Below are 26973 nucleotides of genomic sequence, written 5' to 3'. Positions count from 1 at the left end.
GAATGTATCAAAGTATTAATGACAATATCTAAACATTTCATAAATACATTATACATCAGTACACGAATACAATATTATGAACGAACAGGAAACAGAAAGCAGATTTGAATTTCTAAAGGGCGATAAAGTACTTTGGATGGTCATTCTTGTAATCTCCATCTTCTCTATCTTCCCTGTATATTCAGCAAGTTCAAATTTGGAATACATTGTTAATAACGGGACTACTACCGGTCACGTTATCAAACACATGTTCTTTGTGATCTTGGGATTGGTAATTATGAGACTGGTAGGAACCATCAAATATGAATACATAGGAAAACTGAGCAGCATCATGCTTAGCCTTATGATCATTTTGCTGATCATCACCATGTTTACAGGACAAACCATCGACGGAGCGAGTGCCTCAAGGTGGCTGAAGATCCCGGGAACCCCTATTTCATTTCAGCCTTCATCATTTGCTTTCCTGATGCTGATCATCTATCTGTGCCGATACCTGACTAAAAAGATTACGAGAGAGAGACTCCCGATTGAAAATATCATTTACATATTCGGACCTATCCTGCTCGTATTTGTATTAGTAGCTAAAGACAACGGTTCAACAGCTTTAATGATATTAATGGTTTCGGTTATCGTTTTGGTTATCGGGCAGCTGCACTGGAAATATATCGCAGGATTTATTTCATCATCCTTTGTAGCCATTGTCCTGTTTTTACTGGTAGCATTAAATACCAACCTCATCGGAGGAAACAGGGTACATACGTGGATGAGCCGTATTGAGACCTTTACTTCCAGCAAAGCGAAATCAGCAGATGTAGACGACGAAAGCATAAAAGCCAAAAATTATCAGGTAATGCAGGCAAAAGCCGCCATTGTACACGGGGGTATTACAGGAATGGGTCCTGGAAAAAGCGCCTTAAAGCAAATGCTTCCTCAATCTGCATCCGATTTTATCTTCGCTGTTATCGTGGAGGAATACGGATTATTCGGAGCTATATTCCTCATCAGTATGTATTTTATCATGGTCATACGGATCGTGATGATTGCCAGTAAGATGCCCGCCTTTTTCGGCTCCCTGCTCGTCCTCAGTCTCGGAATTATGATTTTTATACAGCTGGCGGTAAACATAGCCGTTGCCGTGAACCTGATTCCTGTAACAGGGCAGCCGCTACCTTTAATCAGTTATGGGGGAACCTCCATGCTGGTAACTTATATACAGTTAGGAATTATACTCAACATAAGCTCGAGAATACAGATATATGATGAAGAAGGAATGGGTAAAAAACAGAGCGTTGCAGAAATAAACGATATTGCATAAACACTAAACAATGAGCAAAAAATTAAAAATATTATTATCAGGCGGAGGAACAGGAGGACATATTTTTCCTGCCATCGCTATTGCAGACGAAATCAAAAAAAGATTTCCTGATGCAGAATTTTTGTTCATTGGTGCCAACGGTAAAATGGAAATGGAAAAAGTTCCCCAGGCCGGTTATAAAATTGAAGGAATTGATATCGCCGGAATCAACAGGGGGAATATCCTGTCCAATCTGGGACTGCCGTTCAAAGTATTGAAAAGTCTTTCCAGATCAAAGAAGATTATTAAAGATTTCAATCCGGATATCGCAATAGGAACAGGAGGTTTTGCCAGCGGCCCCGCATTATATGAAGCCAGTAAATTGGGAATCCCGATCTTCATTCAGGAGCAAAACGCATATGCGGGTGTTACCAATAAAATTTTAAGCAAGAAAGCAAAAGCCGTGTTTACGGCCTATCCAAAAGTAGAAGGGTTTCCTGCTGAAAAAATAAAGTTTCTGGGAAATCCTATCCGTGAGAATATTGTTTCCGGAATGGAAGAAACCGCTAAAGCCAAAGAAAAAATAGTGCTGGATAAAGACAAGCTTACTATTCTTTCCGTAGGAGGTTCATTAGGGTCCCGAACTCTGAATAATGCATGGAGATCTCACTTAAATGAGATTATAGATAAAGACTACCAGTTGATCTGGCAAACAGGTAAACTCGATTATCAGGATATCATGGAAGAAACAAAACATCTTTCCCACCGGAATATCAAGATCGTTGAGTTTATCAAAAATATGGAAGCAGCTTATTCCGCAGCAGATATTATCGTTTCCAGGGCAGGAGCCATTGCCATTTCAGAACTGGCAGTTGCACAAAAACCTGTCATTCTGGTTCCGTTTCCGTTTGCAGCCGAAGATCATCAGACCAAAAATGCAATGAACCTGGTAGAAAAGAATGCTGCAAGAATGGTAAAAGATTCCGAAATGGGAGAAAAGTTCTGGAGCACACTCGAAGAAATCTGTAATAGCGAAGACCTTCGTAAAGAAATGTCCCAAAACCTGGAATATTTTGCCAAGCCACATGCTGCAAAAGAAATTGTGGATGAAATAATTAAATTAATGAAATAAAAAATGAATACTTTAGAAACATATCAGACTTTTTACTTCGTAGGCATCGGAGGTATCGGTATGAGTGCCCTGGCGCGTTATTTTAATGCATCAGGAAAAAAAGTATTGGGGTATGATAAAACCAATACCAAGCTTACTCGCGAGCTGATGAAAGAAGGAATTGATATTGTTTTTGAAGATCTCATTGATGATAAAATTACATCCCTTCAACAGGATAAGACGTTGGTAATTTATACTCCCGCCATTAAAACACTGGGGATTTTAGATTACTTCCATCAAAATGATTTTAAGGTATTAAAGCGGGCAAAGGTACTCGGACTTATCACCGAAAATACAGAATGTATTGCCGTTGCAGGGACTCATGGCAAAACAACTACCTCTACTCTGGTTTCCCACCTTTGTAAAGAGGCGGACATGCCGTTTTCCTGTTTCCTGGGAGGAATTTCTGAAAATTTCAGATCCAACTTTTTGTATAACGGTTCGCAGTATTCCGTAGTAGAAGCAGACGAATATGACAGAAGCTTCCTGAACCTTTCACCGGACTGGGCCGTTATTACTTCCACAGATGCCGATCATTTGGATATTTATGGAGACAAAAGCCATATTGAAGAAGGATTCCGGCAATTTGCTTCATTAGTTCCTGAAAATCAACATTTATTTGTAAGAAAAGGAATTGAAATAGGCAGAGATCACAGGACCTACGCGGTGAATGAGAAGGCAGATTTTTATTCCGATAACCTTCGTATGGATTATGATAAAATTTATTTTGACTTTCATACGCCTACTGAAACTATAAAGGATTTTGTCTGGGAAATACCCGGTATCCATAATGTAGAAAATGCCACGGTGGCCATCGCCATCCTCCACAGCCTGGGAATAGACTTTGAAACCCTTAAAAAAGGAATTGCCTGCTTTAAAGGAATAAAAAGAAGATATACCAAACATATTTATAAAAACGGTAAAATTTATATAGACGATTACGCACACCATCCTACGGAAATCAATGCCGTGATGGGATCAATAAAAACATTTTACCCGGATAAAAAATTATTGGTAGCCTTCCAGCCACATCTATTCAGCAGAACAAGGGATTTTGCAGATGGATTTGCGGAAAGCTTAAGCAAGTCTGATGAATTGATCTTACTGGATATATATCCGGCAAGAGAACTTCAGGAAAATTTCGAGGGAATTACCTCAGACTGGCTGCTGAAAAAAATTAATTTAGATAAAAAAGAAGTGTCCACGTTAGCAGATGCTTTCGGAAAGATAAAAGAAAAAGAATTTGATATCCTTCTTACCGTGGGAGCAGGAAATATAGATACACTATATGATCCTGTTTGCCAATGGTTGAATGAAGATAATCAATAGGTTTTAAGTAATGAAGAATAAGTACAGAATATTAAAAATTGTTGTTACCGTAATCATCCTTGGATTTTTACTAAGTTTCTCTTTGAAGAGATTTAGCAATCAGGAAATTACGGACGGTAAGATTTCTGTAAAAATGAATGAGAAAAGTCCGGTTTATTTTATTGATGAGAAAGATATCCGGGATATCGTTAAAAAAGAAAACCCTTCCGGCAAAGTAGGAACCCTGAACATTCCTGCTCTTGAAAAGAAAATCAATGCTATGCCGGCAGTGGACAGTGCTAATGTATATTTAAACTTAAACGGAAAGCTTAACCTCGATATCAGGCAGCGTGTACCCGTATTCAGATTAAATACCAACGGAAAAGATATATATGTGGATGAAAAAGGAATTGAATTTCCCATTTCCAGAACCTACTCCCATCCATGTATGCTTGTTACCGGAAATGTAAAGCCTTCCGAATATGAAAAACTGGTGGAGCTGATTGAAAAAATCAACAAAGATGATTTCAGTAAAAAATATTTCATCGGGGTTTCAAAAGAAAAGGATAATTATAACCTTCTCACCAGCGAAGGAAGCTATAAAGTTGAAATTGGAGATTTAGATAATATTGATTTTAAAGTAAAAGGATTTAAAGCATTTGTAGAAAAATATCTGGTATATCAGGATCCGCAGAAATACAGCAAAATTTCTGTAAAGTATCAGAACCAGATCGTTACAACACTTAATCCGAGACTGAAAGAAAACGACAGTATTTTGCAGGTAGGACGTAAAGAAGTTGCAAAAATTCCCGCAAAACCTTCAACAGAAAATAAAACAAAAACCAAATCTTCCACTACAACAAAACCAAAAACTACGAGCCCAAAAAAAGAAACTAAGAAAACAACAGAGAAGAAAACGGCTACAAAGCCTAAAGCAAAGTCAAAATAGAATAAGAAAATCAAATCGATATAACAAATGGAAAATCAAGAGTATTCAGTAGGTCTGGACATCGGAACAACAAAGATTGTTGCGATTGTCGGCAGAAGGAATACACACGGGAAAATAGAAATTCTCGGTGTAGGGAAGGCCAAAAGTCTTGGGGTTCACAAAGGGATCGTGAATAATATTTCACAGACCATTAATTCTATCAAAGCTGCTGTTGCAGAAGCACAGTCCAGCTCGGGTGTGCCTATCCGCAAAGTAACGGTAGGTATAGCAGGAAAACATATCCGTTCCCTGCAACACTCCGATTATATTATGCGTGAAACCCCTGATAAATTCATTACAGACGATGACATTGAAGCATTAAAAGATCAGGTGAAAAAACTGGTAATGCTTCCGGGCGAAGAAATAATCCATGTTCTTCCTCAAGAATATAAAGTGGATTCCGAAGGAGAAATTCAGGAGCCTATCGGAATGCACGGAAAAAGGCTGGAAGCCAATTTCCATGTCGTAGTAGGGCAAATGGGAAGTATCAGGAACATTGCAAGATGTGTGAGAGAAGCCGGACTGGAAATGGAAGCTTTGACATTAGAGCCTTTAGCCTCTTCCGAAGCTGTATTAACTAAAGAAGAAAAAGAAGCGGGTGTAGCTATTGTAGATATTGGGGGCGGAACTACCGATATTGCTATATTTAAAGACAATATTATCCGTCACACCTGTGTAATTCCTTATGGTGGCGGTATTATCACCGAAGATATCAAAGAAGGATGCTCTATCATTGAAAAGCATGCGGAGCAGTTAAAAGTAAAATTTGGTTCTGCCGTTCCCGAACTGGAAAAAGACAGTACTTTTGTAACCATTCCGGGACTGCATGGAAGATCAGATAAAGAGATCTCCCTTAAAACACTGGCACAGATCATTAATGCCAGGGTAGAGGAAATCCTTGAGATGGTGAATACGGAACTGAAAGCATACGGAGCCTTTGAACAAAAGAAAAAACTAATCGCAGGAATTGTTCTTACAGGTGGTGGATCCAACCTGAAGCACCTTCGTCAGCTAGCCAACTATACAACAGGATTCGACAGCAGAATAGGTTTTGCCAATGAGTATATTGCCAATGACAAAAACCAATATCTAAAAGGTCCCGAGTTTGCTACCTCTATCGGGTTGCTCATGGAAAGTTTAAAAATCCGTGATAAAAAACAGGCCATCAATACGGAAGAGCCTGCACCGGAACCAGCTTCACAGCAGGAAACTACCAATGCAGCCGAAACCGGCACAGTAGCTGCTCCACAGGCACCTGTTCAGGAAACAGAACCGGTGGAACGCGCAGAAAACAAAAGATCAAAGCTGACATTCGGACAGTCTTTGATGGAGAAAGTAAAAAAATTCTTTGAAGAAGTAGAATAGTAAAATACAGAAATTATGGAAAACATAGGAACACAGGGATTTTCCTTTGACTTACCAAAAGGAAATTCCTCAATTATAAAAGTAATTGGTGTAGGGGGTGGTGGAAATAACGCATTGAAGCACATGTACGAAAGAGGTATTCATGGGGTGGATTTCGTTATTTGCAATACAGATGCCCAGACACTTGATAATAATCCTGTTTCTAATAAAGTTCAGCTGGGAGTTACCATGACGGAAGGACTTGGTGCCGGTGCAGATCCTGAAGTAGGAGAAAAAGCAGCGATCGAAAGTATCGAAGAGATCAAAGCCTCTATGGGACAGAACACCAAAATGGTTTTTATCACCGCCGGAATGGGGGGTGGAACCGGAACAGGTGCTGCTCCTGTCATTGCCAAGGTAGCCAAAGATATGGGAATTCTCACCGTAGGTATTGTTACTGTTCCTTTTAGCTTCGAAGGAAAAAGAAGGCTGGAACAAGCTGAAAACGGTTTGGATAAACTCAGAAATAATGTAGATTCCCTTATCGTAATCAACAATGATAAGCTAAGACAGCAATTCGGAAACCTTGGATTTAAGCAGGGATTCTCCAAAGCCGATGAAGTATTAACCAATGCTGCGAAAGGAATGGCAGAAGTTATCACCGGTTACTTTGACGTAAACATTGACTTTAGAGATGCTAAATCCGTACTACAAAATTCAGGTACGGCTCTTATGTCAACAGGTACGGCTTCCGGAGAAAACAAAGCGGAAGAAGCTGTTAAAAAAGCCCTTGATTCCCCATTGTTGAATGACAATAAAATTACCGGAGCCAAAAATGTATTATTACTGATCAGAAGTGGTGCTGAAGAAGTAACCATGGATGAAATAGGTATTATCATGGATCATATCCAGAAGGAAGCAGGAAACACTGCGGACATTATCTTCGGGGTGGGAAGTGATGAAGAGCTTGGTGATGCTGTAAGTGTTCTTGTAATCGCAACAGGTTTCGCAAAAGACCACCAAAAATTTGCAGGTCCTACCGAAAAAATAAAAATAAGCCTGAACGACAGCCTGGAAACTCCAAAAGCGTCTCCATTTAAAACAAGAGAAGAAAGAGAAGCTTCCTCCGATGGGTATAATACTACCGGAAAAAGTCTTTTCAGATTGGATGATGAGGATAATAACAGCCCTCAGTTCAGCGTAACTTCTTCTGAAAGAAAAATGGTTATTGAAGAAGACGTAAAAACAGAAATTAATTTCTTTGAAAGGGATAATGCGGATAGTCCTGTTCAGGATTGGAGAGAAGACGGAGAATCACCACAAGAGGATGCTTATAATTTATTCTCTTACGATGAGGAAGATGCCAATGATCTGGAAATTCAGTCTTTCTCTTTTGATACGGAGGAAAAGAAAGAAGAACCTAAAGCTCAAACAGGATCTTTTGAGGAAGAGAAGCCTATTGAATTCAGTTTCTTTGTAAATGAGCCCATCCAGGAGACTAAAGCTGAGATGCCAGCATCAGAGCCGGAAGCACCTAAAGAGCCCGTTCAGAAACCTCAAAGTTTTTTTGAGCCTGCAAAAGAGGAACCTAAAGCAGAGGAAAGACCTTCTATCGAAAACAAAAAGGAACCTGAAGCTCCGCAAAACCCAGCAAGCGAATTTACATTTGTTGATAAAACATCCACGGACGACAGGGTTATGGAAAGAAGAAATAAATTAAAGGAATTTAATTCCCGTTATCAGAGCTTTGATAATACGAATGAATTTGAATCTATTCCGGCTTTCAAAAGAAAAAATATTTCCATAGACGGAAATAATGCTTCGGATCAGAACATCAACACTTACCTGTCTGATAATAATGGTTCTATGGAAGTGAGAGAAAACAGATTTTTAAATAAAGATGTAGATTAAAACGCATTATTGTATTGAACATCGAACATGTAAAGTCATTAATACTTTTACATCTTACATTAATACAAATCATAATAAAATGAGTTTAGAAAACACTATAAACGACGCGATAAAAACAGCCATGAAAGAGAAAGACAAAGTAGCTTTGGATTCTCTCCGTGCTGTAAAGTCTCAAATCCTGCTTTTAAAAACGGAGGCAAAAGGTGCTGAAGTTTCTGCTGAACAGGAAATTGCCATCGTGCAAAGAATGATCAAGCAGCGTAAGGACTCTTATGAGCAGTTTACCGCACAGGGAAGAGCCGACTTAGCAGAAGTGGAAGAGGCTCAGATGAAAGTGATCGAAAAGTTTCTGCCGAAACAGCTTTCTGTGGAAGAACTGGAAACTGAAATCAAGAATATTATTTCCGAAGCGGGTGCTGAATCTATTAAAGATTTAGGAAAAGTAATGGGAATTGCTTCTAAGGCACTTGCCGGAAAATCAGACGGAAAAAGTATTTCCGAAATGGCTAAAAAACTTCTTTCATGAAGATAATAAAGCCTGAATAAGGATATTCAACCTTTGCATATCGATTTGATTAAAGAAGTCCGGAACAGATTTGTTCCGGACTTCATTTTTTGTACACATCCCAACCTTGGCTATTTATCTATTATTATAAATAGAAAATAGGTATGTTAAGAACATGAGGGAATTAAAAAGTTTTTTTCATGGTTAATTCGTTTTTAGAATCATTTCAAATTTAATAATTTTTTTTAATAAATAATATATATATACTAAAAAAAGTAAAATTATATTATTAAATAACTAAGTGTAGTTGTTTTTTCATTATGTTTTCCAAATTAATTAATAGTTTTTTTATATTGATGAGAAGTATAGAATTGCTTAACTTTGTATATTAAAACAAAATAAATATGTATCCAACAGATTTAGTAATGCCTATGAAGGCTGAGCTTACAGATAAAGGTTTTGAAGACCTTACAACTCCGGAACAGGTTACAGAAGCATTAAAGCAGACAGGAACCACCTTATTGGTAATTAATTCAGTTTGTGGTTGTGCTGCAGGTGCTGCAAGACCCGGAGTGGTATACTCATTAACAGGGGATAAGAAACCGGATCATCTTACTACTGTTTTTGCAGGGTATGATAACGACGCTGTTTCTGAGGCAAGAAAGCATTTAGCTCCATTTCCACCGAGCTCTCCTTGTGTGGCCCTTTTCAAGGATGGAGAATTAGTACACATGCTGGAAAGACATCATATCGAAGGTAATCCTGCCGGAGCAATTGCTGCTAACTTACAGGCAGCTTATGATGAATACTGTTAAAATAGTACTTACAAATTTTAAAAAAGCCCGTTGCAAAATCATGTAACGGGCTTTTATTTATCATAATAAAAAAGTTCCCAGAAAAAACAATTATTGTTATATTTGGAAATGGCAACGAAAGCGCTTTTCAATACTGTGGTAAACTGGTTTATTCGCCAACGAATAGATCAGATACAGAATTTTATGAACCATCCTATTGAAACACAAAAAGGAATTTTATTTTCCCAACTGTTTCATGCCGAAGACACCGAATATGGCAGAAAGCATGGTTTTAATTCCATTTCAAGCTATCAGGATTTTAAAAATAAGGTTCCTATAGTTTGCTATGAAGATTTTGAGCCTTATATCGAAAGGGCCAGGCAGGGGCACAAAGACGTCAGCTGGCCGGGATATATTAAACATTTCGCCAAATCTTCCGGAACCACTAACGCTAAAAGTAAATTCATTCCTATTTCCAGTGAAAGCCTGGAATATTGCCACATGAAAGCCGGAAAAGATATGGTTTCGATATATGCCAACAACCATCCTGAAAACCAGCTTTTCACCAATAAAAATCTCCGTCTGGGAGGAAGCTCGGAACTCTATGCCGACTTTAATACCAAATTCGGGGATCTTTCCGCCATTTTAATTGATAATCTTCCTTTCTGGGTGGAAATTACCACTACCCCGAGCAAAAAAGTTTCCTTAATGTCCGAATGGGAAAGTAAGCTTAAAGCTATTGTTTCGGAAGTTAAAAATGAAGATGTGGGAAGTCTTCTGGGAGTACCCAGCTGGATGATGGTTCTGTTGAGAAGAATTATCAATGAAACGGGTCTGAACAGTATTTCGGAACTATGGCCCAACCTGGAGGTATTCTTCCATGGAGGAATCAGCTTTAAGCCTTACAGGGAAGAGTACAAGCACATTATAGGGAAGAACATCAACTATTATGAGATCTATAATGCTTCCGAAGGGTTTTTTGGTATTCAGGACAGATCGGACAGTGATGAAATGCTTCTCATGCTAGATTACGGAATCTTCTACGAATTTATTCCCATGGAGCAGCTCCATTGCTCTGATGCAAAGGTTGTGAACCTGGAAGATGTAGAAGTTGGAAAAAATTACGCGATGGTAATCACGACAAACGGAGGACTTTGGAGATATTTAATCGGGGATACGGTTATCTTTACTTCCACCAATCCTTTCCGTATCAAAATATCAGGAAGAACGAAACATTATATCAATGCATTTGGAGAGGAATTAATGATCACCAATGTGGAAAGCGCATTACTGAAAGCCTGTAAGGAAACGGATTCTTCCATCACAGATTTTACAGGTGCTCCTGTTTTTATGAAGGAAAATGAAAGCGGGGCCCATGAATGGATATTTGAGTTCAGTAAAGAACCTTCGGATATTGAATCCTTCATTACTCATTTTGACAACAGTCTAAAAGCCGTTAATTCCGATTATGAAGCGAAGCGGTATAACAATATTACTTTAAAAAGGCCGATCGTGCATATTGCCAAGCCTAACCTGTTCTATCACTGGTTGGAGGGCAAAGGAAAACTGGGAGGCCAAAATAAGGTGCCTAGATTAAGCAATGACCGCGAGTATATAGATCCTCTTTTGGAAATGAATAAATAAAAAAGCGCAGAATATTCTGCGCTTTCTCCTTAGTTTTTTAAATCTTCTTTAAGTTTTTTAGCTCCTTCTTCTATTTTCCCTGCTCCTTTTGCTGCTGCATCTTTTACATCCTGCCCCACTTCCTGAGCTCCTTTCTTAATATCCTTTCCGGCCTTATTGAGGTCTTCTTTTGTTTTTTGGGTCACCTCATCTATTTTATTACCCGCTTCATCCACTTTAGCCTTCACATCCTCTCTGGCCTTGTCGATTTTTGTACTGTCAATAATATCCTCAGGACCTTGTGTAACAGTTGTTGTAGTTGTTGTAACCGATCCGTCAGGATTTTCCACGCTTTCTGTTTTTGTAGATTTTGAGCATGAAGCTACTGCGATCGAAATAATACCTGCGATTAGAATTTGTTTTTTCATTCTTTTATATTTTTTAAAGTAAGTAAATTATTGTGTCTGTATTGGAGTACTTTCTTCTGTACCTTTTTTATTTTTCTCTTCTTCTTTTTTCTTATTTTCTTTCTCCAGCTCTTCTCTAAGCCGTTTTTCTTCCTGCTGAAGCTTTAGTGCCTGCTTTACCGAATCCAGATATTCCGGGGAAGACTGTCTGATCTTCCTTGCCACATCTACGGACATGGCTCCCGGTGAAAATGAATCTATAGCCGTTGTATCGTAATGGAGGTTTACCACATGTTCTTCCATGCTTACTGCTTTCCTTTTGGAACAGGCTCCCAATAGAAGTAACGAAACAAAAACTATAAACAGTATGTTTTTCATAGAACTAATTTAATTGAAATTCTGCAATTACAGGATAATGATCTGATAATTTTACGGAATAATCTACTTTATAACTGAGTGGCACAATAGATTTTGAGGTAAATATATAATCTATTCTGAGCGGAAGTCCATAATCATGAAAGCTGGTGGAGGTACCATTCCCTGCTTTTACAAAGGCATCATCAAGGTTTTTCCCCAGATTATAATACTCATAGGAGTTGGGTACCGAATTAAAATCCCCTGCCAGGATCACCGGATAAGGCGAATTATCAATTACTCTCCGGATTTTACGGATCTGGTCTTCATGGGTTCGGAAAGTAGGAATCAAATGGGAAAACACAAAATTAAATTTATTCTTCTCTTCTGTTACTCCTCCCAATTCAAACATAGATTTATTGAGCCTGAACGGTTCCAGGTAAACATTTACTACCCTTATAATTTTCCCGTTAATATCGATATCTGCATAAAATGAATTACCATTCGACTTATCATTGATCAGTTCCTGCTGTCTTATAATCCTGTGTTTTGTTTTTAGGCTTACGGTGGGATATTTAACGAGATCTTTTCTCACTACCCTGTTAGTATCTTTTTCCTGAACCAGAATAATATCAGCATTTTGACGCAGGATATATTTCTTGACATTCTTCCATCCGAAACTGCCGTATTGCACATTGAATGTCAATACTTTAACATCACAATTAATAATATTGTCTTGATTGTTTTGGGGAGAAATTTTTATCCAGCGTTTAATAGGGTTATAAAAAATAAGGGTACTTGCCACAAAAAGAAAAGCAATTTTCTTTCTTTTGATGATCCATATTACAGTTAGAATAAGATGCAGAATTACCAGGTAAGGAAAGAATAAAGAAAGAAGGTTCAGCTTCCCAAAGTAATTGGGCGGAACCCATGCGTTTCCTAACGTTGCCAGTAATAAAGCCATTATTCCGATATGGAAAAACAACAGTACCTTGTTAGTTTTCATAAATAAATTTTAACCCCATCCTTTCCTTAGCAAAAATCTTACCAAGATCGGTTTACAGGATTAATTCCGCAAAGTCAGGGCTCTAATCTAAAGGTTCCGATAACCGGAAAATGATCCGATAAATCCACGGATCTATCTACCTTATAATCTACCGGTTCAATATTTTTGGAAGTAAAAATATAATCGATTCTGATCGGAAATTTATAATCATGAAAGCTGGTACCACTTCCCTTACCTACCTCAAGAAAAGGATCTTTAAGTCCTTCCATCAAATGGTAGTATTCATAAGAGTTAGGAACTGCATTGAGGTCTCCGGCTACGAATACCGGGTAAGGTGAATGGTCAATGGCTCTTCTGATAATTTCCACCTGTTCCTGATGAGCTTTGAATGTCGGAATCAGCCGTTTAACAATATTTTTCAGTTTTTCTTCATCTTCCCCGCTGTTTCCATTGAGCTTGATCATGCTTTTCTCAAACTTAAAAGGCTGAAGGTAAGCGGCTACAAACCGGTATCTTTTGCCATTGATCTCAATGTCTGTCTGCTGGGCATAGGCATTGAACCATTCATAATCACCTATGATAAGGTCTTTCTGATCAATAATTTTATGTTTTGTATAAAGGGAAACGTTAGCAATTTTCCGTCCTCCTTTAAGTCCGTCAAAATCAAATTCTTTCATTCCGTCTTCCTGAAGCATTACTACATCTGCCTGTTGGGAATTGATATAACGTTCTATATTTTCTTTTCCGGAATGCCCTCCTTTTACATTGAAGGTAAGCACTTTAAAGTTAGAGCTTGATTTGGAATCAGAGGAATAATTTATCCATCTTTTAACAGGAGTGATAAAAGCCAGTCCCAGAAGAAGGAAGAAAACAGCCCTTTTTTTCCATGTAAAGATCCAGAAAAGCGTTAATAAAAAATAGGCTATTATAAGAATGGGAAATCCAAGGGAAAGAAGATTGACCCAGGGAAATACTTTGGGAAGGATATAGGCATTCAGCAGGGTTCCTAGTAAAAGAACGCCAATCCCTATATGCAGAAAAAAAAGTATGAGACGAAAAATTTTCACGAAATAATATTAATGAAACCTGTATAAATGTTTTTTCCAGCTTAAGGCTAAGAGAAAACCTACCAATGCACCTCCTACGTGGGCAAAGTGGGCAATTCCTCCAACATTTCCGGAGAAACCAAGAAAAATGGAAACGATGATAATAATGGGTAATATAAACTTTGCTTTAACAGGAAACGGAATAAACATAAATATCAGTTTCGCATCAGGATATAAAGTTGCAAAGGCGGCCACCACACCAAAAATAGCACCTGAAGCTCCTACCATAGGAGTTCTAAGTACATTATATAAGCTCTGGGACAGCTCCACTCCTTCTTGTGTATTAGCGGTAATATTCATATTTCCTTTATAGCTGGCTGCTGCTTTAGTATAAATTTCAGATACATTTAGTCCCAAAGCCTCCATAGCGGATGTAATTTGTTGAACCTCAATAAAATTCCACAAATTAAAAAGGAAAAAGCCTCCTAATCCACTTATAAAATAAAGGATCAAATACTTTTTTTCACCAAGGCTCTGTTCCAAAACGGGTCCAAAACTCCACAATGTCAACATATTAAATAAAATATGCATTAGACTTCCATGCATAAACATATGCGTAATAATCTGCCATGAGTGAAAATTGGGAGAAAAGGGATAAAACGCTGCAAGAGCATTAAACAGCTCATCTCTATATACAAGATTGGAGATAATAAACACTATAATATTTATAATGATAATATTTCTTGTGATAGGAGGTATATTATTAAACATTCTTTCTAAAATTTATTTTTAAAATCATTAAACGGAACTTCATAAAAACATCTTTTTCCATTCGGCAAAAATTCCGGGAACCCCAATGCCGTAAAGTCTTTGATCACCTGTTCCGCATCTTTTTTATATATAAAATCAAACCTGGATTTAGACTGCATCTTATTCCACTGGTTATGATAATACTGCATAAATTCTTCTTCGGTTTTATATTCCAGAATCTCAAACAGATTTTCCAGGAATTTCATTACCTGAGTTTCTTTTAATCCTTCCGGCACCGCGTCAATCCTCAATACGCTTTCATGCGCAATTTTCATTTCAAAGCCCAGTTCGGGAAGGTATTTTTTTATGGATTTATATTTATTTTTCTCTATTTCGTTCATGTGATATTCCAGTGAGAAAAGGAGCGCATGGCTGTTTGTACTGTTCTTTTTCACGTTCTTATTACTCTCGGCGACCAGCAGCCTGTGCATTCTTCCTAAATCAAGCATCAATGTCCGGTCTCCCTTATTGAATAGCCAGTATCCGTTCGGAAGTCTCATGAGGTCTTCATCAAAATCTTCTTCTTCAAATAAATTAATCTTGGAAGGCTCTGCCGAAATATTCTGGTGATACATTTCGGTAAGATTATGAATTTCAACTTCTTTAATCTCTTTTTCTTCCAGAAACGGATTATAATCTTTATCGACTACAATTTCCGGCATTTTTATACTTCCGCCAGAATTTCCCTTGCTTGGAAAGGTTTTCTGCATGATCTCGTCTAATTGGGGATCTCTTTCAAAATCAAGGCTGGGTGCCACATTGTAGATTCCCAAAGATCTTTTTATGGTTGAGCGTATAAGGGCGAAGATCAGATGTTCATCTTCAAATTTAACTTCTGTTTTCTGCGGATGAATATTAACATCTATTTTTTCAGGGTCCAACTCCAGGAATAGAAAGAATGTAGGCAAATAACCGGGTAAAAGCAGTCCTTCAAATGCTTCCTGAACCGCTTTGTTAAAGTAAGGGCTTTTAAAATACCTTCCGTTTACGAAAAGAAACTGTTCTCCTCTCGTTTTCTTGGCCCCTTCCGGTTTTGCTACGAACCCGTGGAGCTTCACCCAGATAATATCTTCTTTAATCGGAACTAAAAGAGGTTGCAGCTTTCTGCCAAAAATATCCACAATTCTCTGCATCTGGCTTCCTTTTCGAAGTCTGAAAACGGGATCATCATCATGGAACATAGAAAATTCGAGGTTTTCATGAGCCAATGCCACTCGCTGGAATTCATCAATCACATGCCTGAATTCAATATTATTATTTTTCAGGAATTTCCGCCTTGCCGGAACATTAAAAAACAGATTCTTCACCAGAAAGTTGGATCCTTCAGCAGTCTGAATAGGCTCCTGAAACTGGAAAGTCCCTCCTTCGATATAGATATTGGTTCCTATCCCAGCATCTTTTTGCTTGGTTTTGAGCTCTACCTGTGAAACAGCAGCAATGGAAGCCAATGCTTCTCCCCGGAATCCTTTGGTTGATATTTTAAATATATCATCCGTTCCTCTTATTTTTGAAGTAGCATGTCTTTCAAAAGCCATCCGGGCATCCGTCTCCGACATTCCCACTCCATCATCCACCACCTGGATTAAATTCTTTCCGGCATCCCTTATAATCAGCTCTATTTTCGAAGCTCCTGCATCTATGGCATTTTCCAATAGTTCTTTCACAATGGATGCAGGTCTCTGCACCACTTCCCCCGCCGCTATCTGGTTGGCTACATGATCCGGTAAAAGCTGAATAATATCTGACATAAAAGCTAAATCAACTTACAAAAATAGTTAATGAAAACCGTAATAAAAATAATATGAGGTGGATTTAAAATTTAATTATCATTTCAATGCAAAAATGTTGCCTTTTATTGTTAAAACTATTCCGGAAAATAATATTTAGCTTGCTAATTCCGATGTTTACTGATATTCTTGTCTATAAAAATTCCTGCCATTCTGACAGGAATTTTTGAGATATTTTTTTATGCTCTTTGACTATCTTAAAAAGAAAAAATAGCCCCATATCATAAAATAAAAAATAATACAGATTATAAGAGGGATTAAGATATTCTTTTTTCGGTACTCCTTTGTATACTCAACATACTTTTACCATAATCATATTTAGATCTAAGCCAAGCACTTTCTCATGTGAGTCAATTATTTATATATTTTTATTTAATTATATATGAAGAATCACCAATTATTCTATATTCTAAGTTATCATTAACACTTTTATCATCATTATAGCTGGTATGTTTTCCAAATCTTAAACGACTTGTTGCAACGATATGTGGATTAGTATTTTTTTTAAAACGTAATCCTCCTTTATAACCATATTCTCCATTATCCAGAAGAACTATTTCAGTACCATAAAAATATTTTCCCTTTACTACTGTCAATTGTGATAAAATGATTTTTTAAATCATAATAGTAAATTGTATCTATAAATTCATCCTTTTTAAATTTCAATTTCATCATTAGAGCTCCATTGGTAGCATAATCATAAATTATTGTAATATCTCTATTTTTTTCATATACATTAATTAATTTATGGTCCTTATCATAAACTTTTTTCTTACATGCTACTAAAATCAAGATACAACATACACACAATAAACTTCTCATTTCATTAAAATTGGATCATATATTTTCTCATCTATAATTACTGAAGAATCTCCTATAATTTTATAATCTGTTTCTCTTACTAAAACCCCCTTAGGATTATAAAGAAACTCCTTACCAAACGATTTAGAACTACTCAAAATACTATCCAAATTATGGCCTTTTTCAAATCGTAATGGAGCCTTTTTTGCTATTTTACCTGTAGAATATTTTGCAATATAAGTTCCATAAAAAAAAAGATTAGAATCAGAACTATCTATTTGAATAAAAGATTCATTATCATCCTCCTCATATATATACAATGTATCAATAAATTCAGAATCTTTAAACTTCCCTTTAAGTATTAAGTTTCCTTTGCTATCATACCTATTTATATTAAGAACATTATTCTTCCATTCATTCAAATATTTTGGAGTTCCATCCGGATAATATATTTTTTCTTCTTTCTTACACGATAAGACAAGGAGTAAAAAAGAGTAAAATATTAAATCTTTCATAATTATTTTTGTTGCATTATTTTTAATATTGATTGAGCTCGCTGCATAACTTGTTTTGAAAAATAAGCACTATCATTTATATTTTTATTTTTTACAGAATCATATTGGCTTCTTGTTAAAAAGGGTATATGAACATTTTCGTCCCCTGTTACTCTTGATCCAACTTTAATATCCTCAATCCCTGTAAAAGTATTACCATAAAAACTTAAACTTTTTTGGTCATGCTGAATTCCTTTTATTGGGTCTACTAATCCCAATGCTTGAGCTTGAAAGCCTAATGTTGACTCTAATCTATCCATTAAAGGGTTAAATTGACCTATCGCTAATGGGGTTAACATTCCTCCAGCAAAGCCATCTAAGCTTTTTATCTTATCAATATCAGGTCTAAAAAATGGGCTATTATGTCCTATCCCGGCTCCTCCAGCATTGGAGTAATAATCCCCACCTGTATTTCCTAAATGAGAAATTGTACTTTCCAACTGAAGAAAACCAGAAACCGTTCCACCAAGTGTCTCATTTGAAAAATTAACCATAGCGGTTGATAAATTATCCGGCATATAATCTGCGGTTCCTCCGGCATTCAATCTTACATAACCGACTTCTCCATCTGCTCCGATTTTAGTGTTTGATACTACTGATCCATTTTTAGCAAATGCATCTGCTCCGGCAGCCTGTGCTTGAGCAGCTGTTGTAATGTTTGAATCATAAGTCCATTTGTCATCTTTCTTAATCCAATCCGTTCCTGATCTACCATCAGGATCAATAAACTTTATCGGGTTATTAAAAGCATAATTATATGAACTGTGACGGCGCATCATTTCTGCCAAAGGATCAACCACCCCCCATCTTCCTATATCCGGCATATAAAACCTTGCTCCATAATCATACATCCCTGATTCCGTCTGTAACTCCTTACCGTTATATTTATATTGATAATTTGTATTACCTGCAAGCCCATTATACCCTTCATGCTTCATTCCAAAAGGATAATAATTATTCTCCTCAAGAACTTCTATTCCGCTACCATTATTGAAGTAGCTCAACCTCACATTGACTAAAGGACCTGTAATTTCATCACTTTAAAAATAAAAACATCCCCCTTCTCTTGCCTGATTCAATAAAAAGAGGCTACCTTAAAGATAACCTCAATATCTGATTGAAATTTATTCTTCTATTTCAATAATTGTTGTTTGAGCTAAGTAAAATATTAAACATCCTATCGTTAACATACAAAATGGAATAAAATAAATTTTAATATCAAAATACTCATAATCATAGGAAGCATCTTTTAGCAATTTTCCTATAAGTTGCATTAAAGGTGCTATAATCAAAAATATTAAACTCCAAATCTTTACTATTAATCTAATCTTCCTATATTTAATGCTAACATGCTCAATTGAATAACTATTGGAATCATTATAAAAAAGTCTTTGCTTACCAACATCGAATATAAATTATAAGATATAAGCATTATTAAAACAAGTATTAAAAAATAATAGAAATTGATAGATTTAAATTCAGCCTTTTTCATGTTAATTCTTTTTAGTTTTTTTATCAATTACTTTTTCTACAGATTTTGATACAACTGTGGTTGTTCCTCCTACTACGGTTTCATGAATAGCCTTATCTGTCTTTGTCATTGTAGGGTTCAATTTAAAGGTCTTATCCAATACACCTTCACCAACTTTTCCAATTCCTGTACTTATTATTTTTTTGGAACCTTCAATTAGTAAATCGGAATACTTTCCATCGCTTAAATCAACTCCAAATTTTATTCCCAACCAATGTTGGAAGCCGCTTCAGCGGGAGGTACTAAAACTAATGATCCTCCTTCAGTAAATGGAGCTGCCATCAGTGCAAAATTTGAAGTATATTATCCTCCTTTATCTAGTACCTCTCCGAATGCATAGGCACTGCCTTTTATTGTCTCAGATAGGCCTATTCCCATTTCACCTAATGCTGCTGATTTTAAAGCTATACCAGTTCGTTTCCCGCTGTAGTTTCTGCCCTGATGCTTATACTGGTAGTTCGTATTACCAGTAAACTGTCTATTACATCCTTTACATTTGATTTATTCTTCTACCAATATTTTAGGGAAATCATAATAATGTATATAAATATTTCCTGTTTTTTCATTATGGCATATCGTTATATAGTCATAATCTTTTTTTTGAGATATTGAAAAACTTTTTCCATTTGACATATTGATTTTAATTTTTCCTATTTTTTTTGGGAAATTCACAATACTTTGGCCATAATGAATTTTATTAGTTTTCGGAAAATCTTTAGTATAGGTGTTATTAATACTGATCTTTTGTCCTAAAAAACAATTATATTGAAACATAAGAATAATTTCATCATCTTTTTTAGATAACATTTTTTTAGCATCCAGCAAATAACCATCAACTTCTTGTCTCTTCTCTAAATTTAAGTTTTCATACTTAGTAGAATTAATAATCATGTGACTCTGACAGGAGACTGAACTTAACATTAAAATTGTCGTAAAAAAAATTAGCAGCCTTTTAGTATTAATTTGCATTTGAATTTAGATTTTATTTTTGTACTTCTTTTTCTTTTCTCTCTCTATTTTCATTAGTAATCTTTATATGATTCTTAATATCTATTGTTTGAGAAGGTATCAAACTTGTACCACTACTATCTTGCAAAGTCTCTGTTGTATTTGCTCCAGAGTTCATTAAATTTTTTTGATTTTCTGCTGTATTTTCAACCTTACTTTCTTTATCAAAAATATGTGGTAAACCAGCTTTATGCCCTAGTTCATGAGCTAACGTTCTCGGGTTATCTTTTGAGACAACTGTTCCATCATAAATATTACCATCATGCACAGTATACCCGTTTGTAAGAACAAGCCCTTCTTCTGTTGTTTCTATTGTTGCACGGGAGAGATTAATAGTAAATTTAGAATTTATATCTTCAATAATATTAAGGGTTAATCCATTTTGACTTAAAATTTCTGCTGCGTCTGATAAAAGAGTTTTACTATAGTCATTTCCAAGATTATTATTTACTTTCACTCTCCATTCAATTGTAGTATCATTAATCAACACCGCCTCTAAACCTTCTAATTCTATAGCATCAATAACCCTATTTTCAGAGAAATTATAATGAGATTGATAAGCATATTTTTCAGAAAGAGGGTCAACATTAAAGAACCTTCCGATTTCCGGCATATAATTTCTCCACTTAAAACTGTACCAGTTTGTTTCCTGTTGTAGTTCCTGCCCCTGATACTTATATTGATAATTTGTATTCCCAGCAGCCCATTATACCCTTCATGCTTCATTCCAAAAGGATAATAATTATTCGTATCCGTAACCCACAGAACTTCCGCTGTTTTGAGCATAACTTACCCTGGCATTTCCCAAATGGTCTTCATATGGGTAAATATGACGATTTCCGTAAAGCCTCTAAAGACTTCTGCTGAGTGTTATATTAGCTATTTTATAATCTTAACCATGTCCGTTTTAGCAGTCTGACTTCTTATTTATACATTAGATACTCCAGCTCAATTCGATTGGAGTATCTAATGTATTATTGAGGATTATACTGCTTTACATTTTCATTTATTCTTTTTCATATAAAACAGGAGGATCGTAGATAACATCTTTGATAGTTTTTTTCTTGACAGTATCAAAAAGGATTTCTCCCTTTATATATTCTTTTTTTTTATCATGAGTAAATGTATATATCGAATAAGGTTCACCACTTTTACTATAAAAAATCCAAGGACCTCTTCTTAAATATAAATTTTTATCTTTAAAATAGTCTCCTTCTCCCTCGCTCAAAATCTTACCGTTCTTATAATATACTGTAGTTGTATAATGGTTGGGCGATTTATGTAAATAGGAATATGAATTCATTTTTTTATCAGGATAATACTGATATATCTTAACTACTACTCCCTGATCATATAAATATTTACTATCCAATTCTCCATGTTCATTAAAAACTTCAGAACTAATTAATTTTCCTTTTTTGTAAGTTGCTTTTGTCGTAGTTTTATTAGCCTTAGTTAATTCCATATAATTTTCCTTCTCTTTTTTACAGGATTGTAATAAGAAAACAAAACATAAGAAAATTAAATTTAAATAGTTCATATTATTTTCTAGATTTTATTACACTATCAACTTTTGCTTTTACATATGGATTTGTTATTTCATCATAATTACTCCCAGTATGCCAATTTTGATATATATCGCCTACTTTTGGTACTTTAAAATACATAGTGGTATCCTTTCCATTATCAAAACTAAATTTTGCATTTATAATTGTATCAGGATTACTAATTTCATTACTTCCAAAATATTTTTTTAATTTTGAATATCCGGTATCAAGTAGCGACATTATATCTCCCATCCCTCCTAACATATCTTTACCATCGTTTCCTCTACTTAAACTATTAACTATTCCTCCCAAATAACCATCTAAACTTACCATTTTATCTATATCTCCTCTAAAGAAAGGATTTGTATAATTTAGAGAACCAGCTCCTCCAAGATTGGTATAGAATTCCTGGGGATCATTTCCTAAATGTGATAAATACTTTCCTAAATCAAATGCACCCTTTCCTTTTATTGTAATCCCTCCTTGAGTTATTGAAATACCAGCTGAGGTGTTTCCTGACAACATATCAGTATAAGTTCCATCAGCATTTAAAGAATATGAAACAGATCCATTAGTTTGATCTGTAGCTTGTCCCGTCTCTGCAACACCATAAACATGAGTATAACCTGCATCCATCGCCTCTTGTATTGTATTAATATCAGATCTATAAGTTAATTTTTGTTTTCCATCTTCAAACATCTGATGTATCCATCCTAAACCTTCTCTTCCGTCGGGGTCAATAAAATTAATAGGATTATTGAAGGCATATGTGTATGCAGACCATCTTCTGGAAGTTTCCGCCAGTGGATCAATCACACCCCATCTTCCTATATCCGGCATATAAAACCTTGCACCATAATCATACATTCCAGATTCTGTCTGTAACTCTTTACCGTTATACTTATATTGGTAATTAGTATTCCCAGCCATTCCATTATAGCCTTCATGCTTCATTCCAAAAGGATAATAATTACTCTCCTCAAGAACTTCTACTCCGCTACCATTATTGAAGTAGCTTAACCTTACATTGCCTAAATGATCCGTATAGTTGTAAATATCAGTTTAAAGGGGCATTTATTCTAGGAGTAACTTAACTACCAAATAACTCCCCAAAAAATCACACACCTGTCTTTTTTACTTATTGCTATCCCCTTGGAAAATCCATTACTCCAATTATCTGGCATTTGTGAATTAGGAACAAGGTCAAATTTTCTAAAAAAATCTTTATTATTAGCTTCAAGTATATAGAATTCAAAATTATTATTTAAGCATGTTTCAGAAGCATTATTAATAAACCTATAATCCAAAAACTTTGGAATAGGAAGTTTCTTCTCATAGCAATTTAGGTTTACCTCATTCTTCCTTTTCTCAAAATCTATGAATATATCTTCAGAGTCTGAATATGTTTTCGGAGTTTCAAATTTATTTATTACTAATAAGCAAGAATCAGAATTTTTATATTGAGCAATAGAGTTTTTCTTATAGATATTTATTAAACTATCTATATATCTTTCCCCCATATCGTATTCATAAAGTAAAACTCCAATATTATTCTTTCTCACATTCTCGCTAACAACTATACTCTGATTATTACCTACTTGGTTCCTCGGAAAATGATCAATTAATTTAGGATCAAATTTTGCTATTTTCATTTCTAAGTGGTTCTCAACTATTGAGTTTTTTTTCTGACCACAAGAAAATATTAGTAATAAAAACAATATTGATAGTATTATTCTGTTCATATTTTTATTGTATAAGACTAGTTGCTGCATTTACGATCTCTTTTATTGTTTGTAAAATAATATTCTTACTATCGGACGTCTTAGTAGGATTATTATCATAAAAATATGTGTTTTTAATCTCTTGAGGAGTTTGCCCTATATCAGTTCCTTTTCTGTAGTAATCATAAGTGACAGTTGAAACACTACTAAAAGGATAAGTATCCACTTTTGATACTTCATTCTCTCTAGTCTCAATTTTTTCAGGTTTCACATATGTTTTTGTAGATCTTATTTCAGTTAAAGAGCTCTGGGAATGAGATACGTTTTCCTCCGCACCCATTCTTCCTTTTTGTGTACTCAAAGTTTCTTTAACAATAACTCTATCAGCTGAAACATATCCATTTTCTTTCATAAAACCTTTGGATTCATTATTTAGCATAACAAATTTTGATTCTCCTAACTTCATCCCTTTATATTGTACATCTTTACCAAACATATTATCTTTACCTAACCTTTCGTATGCTTTTGCGTCTCCTAATCCTAGTTTTTGAACCTCAGATTTGCTTAATTGCGACAAATTACTAACGCCTTGAACTTTTACTACGTTTCCTGTATATTTATTAACAAACCAGTCTGAGGGTTTCCTACCATCTGGATCTATGAATCTTAGAGGATTATTAAAAGCATAATTATAAGGTGACCATATTCTCATTTTTTCACTCAACGGATCTATCACACCCCATCTGCCGATATCCGGCATATAAAACCTTGCTCCATAATCATACATTCCTGATTCTGTCTGTAACTCCTTACCGTTATATTTATACTGATAATTAGTATTCCCAGCCAGCCCATTATATCCTTCATGCTTCATTCCAAAAGGATAATAATTATTCTCTTCCAGAACTTCTACTCCGCTACCATTATTGAAGTAGCTTAACCTCACATTGCCTAAATGATCCGTATAGTTGTAAATATACTTATTATTTTCAAAATTGTAGTAACCTTCGGCTGTAGGAACAAACTTTAACCCTAATACAGCTACCATATTCTTTCCTATAGTAGTATCATACTGGAAGCCATCCAGATATTCCGTAGTTCGGGAAAGTAAGGCTGTACTCCCCTCTACTCCTTTATAGTTATAGATCTTTCTTAGCTTAACTCCATCTGCACGATAAAGGTAGGAAGTATTCTCTCTGATAAGTCCGGTATGAGTAGATAGTGCCTTATTAAATAATATATATTTGGGTAGGTTCAGGTAATTGTAATCTATCTGCAAAATTCCTTTATCATTCTGGGTAATCATATTTCCATTAAGATCATAGGTAATGGGTGTTCCGGAGGTTTCAGGATAACCGCTATACTGCCCAGATACATCGGTAACGCTCTGAAGCTGGTTTCCTACATACACATAATCCAGGTTATCTATTAGCATGGCAGTATTACTTCCTACCGGTGCTCCTTCAGATCTCTTCAAATTGGTGATATTACCATTTAAGTCATAATCCAGCTTCTCAAAGTATTCTTTAGCGGATGGATTGGTGTCTTTCTGATAAAAGCCTGCTAAGAGTCTGTTTAATCCATCATAGACATACCCATATCTTCTCAAATTGTCCCCTGCTGCTGTGGCTGTCCGCCAGTCTATTTCTGCTATATTTCCATTGTATTTTGGGTTTACTTTTAAATTTGTAAAATCTCCATTAGGACTTTCTAATCCTTCTACCTGGTGGTATTTGATCTTATACCCAAACAGATCTGCTCCTAAGTTAGAGGGATCATTGATCTGGGTCATCCAGCCTCGGATATTGTATTTGTAATCAATCGTCTGAAGGGGTGATGCTGCACTGGTTCCTCCTACCTTCTTAGTCTTCAACTGAGAAAGTTCGTTATAGCTATTCTGAGCCAGAACCTCTGCAGTATTGCTATCTACCTGGTGGGTATGGGTTAACAGTCTGTTCTGATGGTCATACGTAAAGTTTTCAGTAATGATTCTTTCTGTATCCGTGCTTAAACGTTTATGATAGGTTTTAGATTGTTGAACGACTCCTGAAAAATCCAGTAAGGATTCTGTACGGGTGTAACCTCCCAAGTGGTTTACAGAATGGGTGGATATGGCTCTGCCTTTGGTATCGTAGAATGTATAGGCTTTGGTCCATTCATCATCTTCTATATTCTTGATATAGGTGGCTGTGGGCAAACCTTTGGTACTGATTATTGAACTTTGAGCATTCTGAGGTAAGATATTCTGACCCAACACCTGGGTAGGAAGACTGATCCCTCCTGCAAATGGTGGATATGTATCATAATAGTTAACACTTAAAATCTTACTCATATTAGCGGTAGGGTAAGCATTTTTGGTATAATAAAGCGTCACGCCACTCACCGTAAATACAGCACTTGAGGACCGGGACTCATTATTACTTCCCATGGCATCTACTAGGGCCTGTTCTGCTGCCCATCCTGCAACTCCATAAGCCTTAGTACTGGTATAGATTCCTGTATAAGCTACTCTCCCAAACTGGTCATATTTCGTGAATAACCATTGTTTATTGGCTCCTAATAAAACATTCTGGCTCATAATAAGCCTATCCTGCCTATCGTAGATCATATATTCCCATGCCTTGCCCGGCATCTTCTTAAGAACTTGTCTGCCTCTGCCATCATAACGGTATAAATAACATAGGGTACTTATTACAGTATTAACATTAGCAACTACCGACGCAAGAGGGGGAACTACAAAAGCCAATTGATTATACTCATTATAAACATAATAGGTATCGGCATTCTCAGTTCCGTTTACTTTTCTAACCAGGATAACCTGCCCCTGTCCATTCTTAAATTCTATGGTCTTATTACCATCTTCATCTGTAACTGTATTTTTATATAGCTGATTGGCTCCATAAGTTGCTGTATTGGTACTCAAAACTGAAGCTGTAGTTCCACTAGCCCAAGTGGTGGTAACTGTAAATTTTCTTACAGCATCAGCTGTGGTATTGGCATCATACTCAAATGTAACGGGTTTTGTGCTCCAGTCCGTTCCTACCTGGATCTGCTGCTGAACCCTATCCAAAGGTGAGTTCTCTAAGATCTTCTCTGCATAGATCTTCTCATTTCCGTAAATATCTGACTGGGTAGCATTGGATAAAGGAGTTGGGAAGATCGCACCATTTTGGGTATTGGATTGAGGAACCGGAAGGTAATCTTTTACCTGTCTCCCAAACTGATCGTATTCGATATGGGTAACTACATCTCTTCCAAGGGGGGATGATTTTACATTAACTACCTGGTTGGCTCTGCCTAGTCCGTCAAAATACTGAACGCTCTGTATTTGCTTGGCTGTTGTACTGCTCACGGTGACTGGCTCTAAATAAACCCGGCTCTGGATATAGTTCTCACTTGTTGTCTGCGCGTCTAAGCCTACTACAAACAATAGGCTTATAAGAAGGATTATTTTTTTCATAGT

At 36.0% G+C, this 26973-nt stretch carries 25 protein-coding genes and 1 pseudogene; 10 read left to right on the top strand and 16 right to left on the bottom strand.

The features are described from left to right. Positions 1-76 precede the first annotated feature (76 nt). The 9 genes from ABJ974_RS00310 to ABJ974_RS00270 all read left to right on the top strand — a co-directional run bounded on the left by ABJ974_RS00310 (position 77) and on the right by ABJ974_RS00270 (position 10959). A complete protein-coding gene (locus ABJ974_RS00310; protein ID WP_419869407.1) occupies positions 77-1315 on the top strand; it encodes an FtsW/RodA/SpoVE family cell cycle protein in 1239 nt (412 codons plus the stop codon). Positions 1316-1325: 10 nt separating this feature from the next. Continuing rightward, complete coding sequence (murG, locus tag ABJ974_RS00305; protein ID WP_419869406.1) at positions 1326-2426, top strand: undecaprenyldiphospho-muramoylpentapeptide beta-N-acetylglucosaminyltransferase; 1101 nt, start codon at positions 1326-1328, stop codon at positions 2424-2426. A gap of 3 nt (positions 2427-2429) precedes the next feature. After that, positions 2430-3794: a UDP-N-acetylmuramate--L-alanine ligase gene (gene murC, locus ABJ974_RS00300; protein WP_419869405.1), complete on the top strand. Its 1365-nt coding sequence runs from the start codon at positions 2430-2432 to the stop codon at positions 3792-3794. A 10-nt stretch (positions 3795-3804) separates the two neighbouring features. Beyond that, positions 3805-4722: a cell division protein FtsQ/DivIB gene (locus tag ABJ974_RS00295; protein WP_419869404.1), complete on the top strand. Its 918-nt coding sequence runs from the start codon at positions 3805-3807 to the stop codon at positions 4720-4722. A 27-nt stretch (positions 4723-4749) separates the two neighbouring features. Beyond that, on the top strand, positions 4750-6126 hold the full coding sequence (gene ftsA, locus ABJ974_RS00290; protein ID WP_419869403.1) for a cell division protein FtsA: 1377 nt from the start codon (positions 4750-4752) through the stop codon (positions 6124-6126). 15 nt (positions 6127-6141) lie between these two features. Continuing rightward, a complete protein-coding gene (ftsZ, locus tag ABJ974_RS00285; RefSeq protein ID WP_419869402.1) occupies positions 6142-8016 on the top strand; it encodes a cell division protein FtsZ in 1875 nt (624 codons plus the stop codon). Positions 8017-8095: 79 nt separating this feature from the next. Further along, on the top strand, positions 8096-8542 hold the full coding sequence (locus ABJ974_RS00280) for a GatB/YqeY domain-containing protein (protein ID WP_419869401.1): 447 nt from the start codon (positions 8096-8098) through the stop codon (positions 8540-8542). 383 nt (positions 8543-8925) lie between these two features. Beyond that, positions 8926-9336, top strand: coding sequence for a BrxA/BrxB family bacilliredoxin (locus ABJ974_RS00275; RefSeq protein WP_419869400.1), 411 nt, complete (start codon positions 8926-8928; stop codon positions 9334-9336). A gap of 108 nt (positions 9337-9444) precedes the next feature. Continuing rightward, on the top strand, positions 9445-10959 hold the full coding sequence (locus ABJ974_RS00270) for a GH3 auxin-responsive promoter family protein (protein ID WP_419869399.1): 1515 nt from the start codon (positions 9445-9447) through the stop codon (positions 10957-10959). A 29-nt stretch (positions 10960-10988) separates the two neighbouring features. Here ABJ974_RS00270 and ABJ974_RS00265 read toward each other — a convergent pair whose 3' ends face one another. The 10 genes from ABJ974_RS00265 to ABJ974_RS00220 all read right to left on the bottom strand — a co-directional run bounded on the left by ABJ974_RS00265 (position 10989) and on the right by ABJ974_RS00220 (position 19445). Then, positions 10989-11366 carry a hypothetical protein gene (locus ABJ974_RS00265; protein ID WP_419869398.1) on the bottom strand — a complete coding sequence of 126 codons (378 nt, stop codon included), beginning with the start codon at positions 11364-11366 and terminating at the stop codon, positions 10989-10991. A 27-nt stretch (positions 11367-11393) separates the two neighbouring features. Then, complete coding sequence (locus ABJ974_RS00260) at positions 11394-11723, bottom strand: hypothetical protein (RefSeq protein ID WP_419869397.1); 330 nt, start codon at positions 11721-11723, stop codon at positions 11394-11396. A 4-nt stretch (positions 11724-11727) separates the two neighbouring features. Then, positions 11728-12705 carry an endonuclease/exonuclease/phosphatase family protein gene (locus tag ABJ974_RS00255; protein WP_419869396.1) on the bottom strand — a complete coding sequence of 326 codons (978 nt, stop codon included), beginning with the start codon at positions 12703-12705 and terminating at the stop codon, positions 11728-11730. Between the two features lie 74 nt (positions 12706-12779). After that, positions 12780-13772, bottom strand: a complete 993-nt coding sequence (locus tag ABJ974_RS00250; RefSeq protein WP_419869395.1) for an endonuclease/exonuclease/phosphatase family protein — start codon at positions 13770-13772, stop codon at positions 12780-12782. Between the two features lie 9 nt (positions 13773-13781). Continuing rightward, positions 13782-14522 carry a rhomboid family intramembrane serine protease gene (locus ABJ974_RS00245; protein ID WP_419869394.1) on the bottom strand — a complete coding sequence of 247 codons (741 nt, stop codon included), beginning with the start codon at positions 14520-14522 and terminating at the stop codon, positions 13782-13784. Positions 14523-14527: 5 nt separating this feature from the next. Further along, positions 14528-16309 (bottom strand): DNA mismatch repair endonuclease MutL, encoded by a 1782-nt coding sequence (gene mutL, locus ABJ974_RS00240; RefSeq protein WP_419869393.1) that lies wholly within the window; start codon positions 16307-16309, stop codon positions 14528-14530. Positions 16310-16716: 407 nt separating this feature from the next. Then, positions 16717-16944 carry a hypothetical protein gene (locus tag ABJ974_RS00235; RefSeq protein ID WP_419869392.1) on the bottom strand — a complete coding sequence of 76 codons (228 nt, stop codon included), beginning with the start codon at positions 16942-16944 and terminating at the stop codon, positions 16717-16719. A gap of 222 nt (positions 16945-17166) precedes the next feature. After that, positions 17167-17664 carry a hypothetical protein gene (locus ABJ974_RS00230; RefSeq protein WP_419869391.1) on the bottom strand — a complete coding sequence of 166 codons (498 nt, stop codon included), beginning with the start codon at positions 17662-17664 and terminating at the stop codon, positions 17167-17169. 2 nt (positions 17665-17666) lie between these two features. Next, positions 17667-18707, bottom strand: coding sequence for an RHS repeat-associated core domain-containing protein (locus ABJ974_RS00225; RefSeq protein ID WP_419869390.1), 1041 nt, complete (start codon positions 18705-18707; stop codon positions 17667-17669). A 489-nt stretch (positions 18708-19196) separates the two neighbouring features. After that, a complete protein-coding gene (locus ABJ974_RS00220) occupies positions 19197-19445 on the bottom strand; it encodes a hypothetical protein (protein WP_419869389.1) in 249 nt (82 codons plus the stop codon). A 3-nt stretch (positions 19446-19448) separates the two neighbouring features. Between ABJ974_RS00220 and ABJ974_RS00215 the strand changes: the two genes are divergently transcribed. Further along, positions 19449-19574: a hypothetical protein gene (locus ABJ974_RS00215; protein ID WP_419869388.1), complete on the top strand. Its 126-nt coding sequence runs from the start codon at positions 19449-19451 to the stop codon at positions 19572-19574. A gap of 161 nt (positions 19575-19735) precedes the next feature. Here ABJ974_RS00215 and ABJ974_RS00210 read toward each other — a convergent pair whose 3' ends face one another. From ABJ974_RS00210 to ABJ974_RS00185, 6 genes and pseudogenes are all read right to left on the bottom strand, one after another. Beyond that, positions 19736-20203 carry a hypothetical protein gene (locus tag ABJ974_RS00210; protein WP_419869387.1) on the bottom strand — a complete coding sequence of 156 codons (468 nt, stop codon included), beginning with the start codon at positions 20201-20203 and terminating at the stop codon, positions 19736-19738. Between the two features lie 13 nt (positions 20204-20216). Beyond that, positions 20217-20873, bottom strand: a pseudogene (locus tag ABJ974_RS00205) (hypothetical protein); the annotation flags it as partial. 375 nt (positions 20874-21248) lie between these two features. After that, positions 21249-21782, bottom strand: a complete 534-nt coding sequence (locus ABJ974_RS00200; protein ID WP_419869386.1) for a hypothetical protein — start codon at positions 21780-21782, stop codon at positions 21249-21251. Between the two features lies 1 nt (position 21783). Continuing rightward, entirely contained in the window at positions 21784-22743 is a 960-nt protein-coding gene (locus ABJ974_RS00195; protein ID WP_419869385.1) for an RHS repeat-associated core domain-containing protein, read from the bottom strand. A gap of 140 nt (positions 22744-22883) precedes the next feature. Next, positions 22884-23531: a hypothetical protein gene (locus ABJ974_RS00190; protein ID WP_419869384.1), complete on the bottom strand. Its 648-nt coding sequence runs from the start codon at positions 23529-23531 to the stop codon at positions 22884-22886. 4 nt (positions 23532-23535) lie between these two features. Then, entirely contained in the window at positions 23536-26970 is a 3435-nt protein-coding gene (locus ABJ974_RS00185) for a DUF6443 domain-containing protein (RefSeq protein ID WP_419869383.1), read from the bottom strand. Positions 26971-26973 lie beyond the last annotated feature (3 nt).

Source organism: Chryseobacterium sp. CT-SW4, from assembly GCF_048572715.1.
Lineage (GTDB): Bacteria > Bacteroidota > Bacteroidia > Flavobacteriales > Weeksellaceae > Chryseobacterium.
This window is presented reverse-complemented; position numbering and strand designations above follow the sequence as displayed.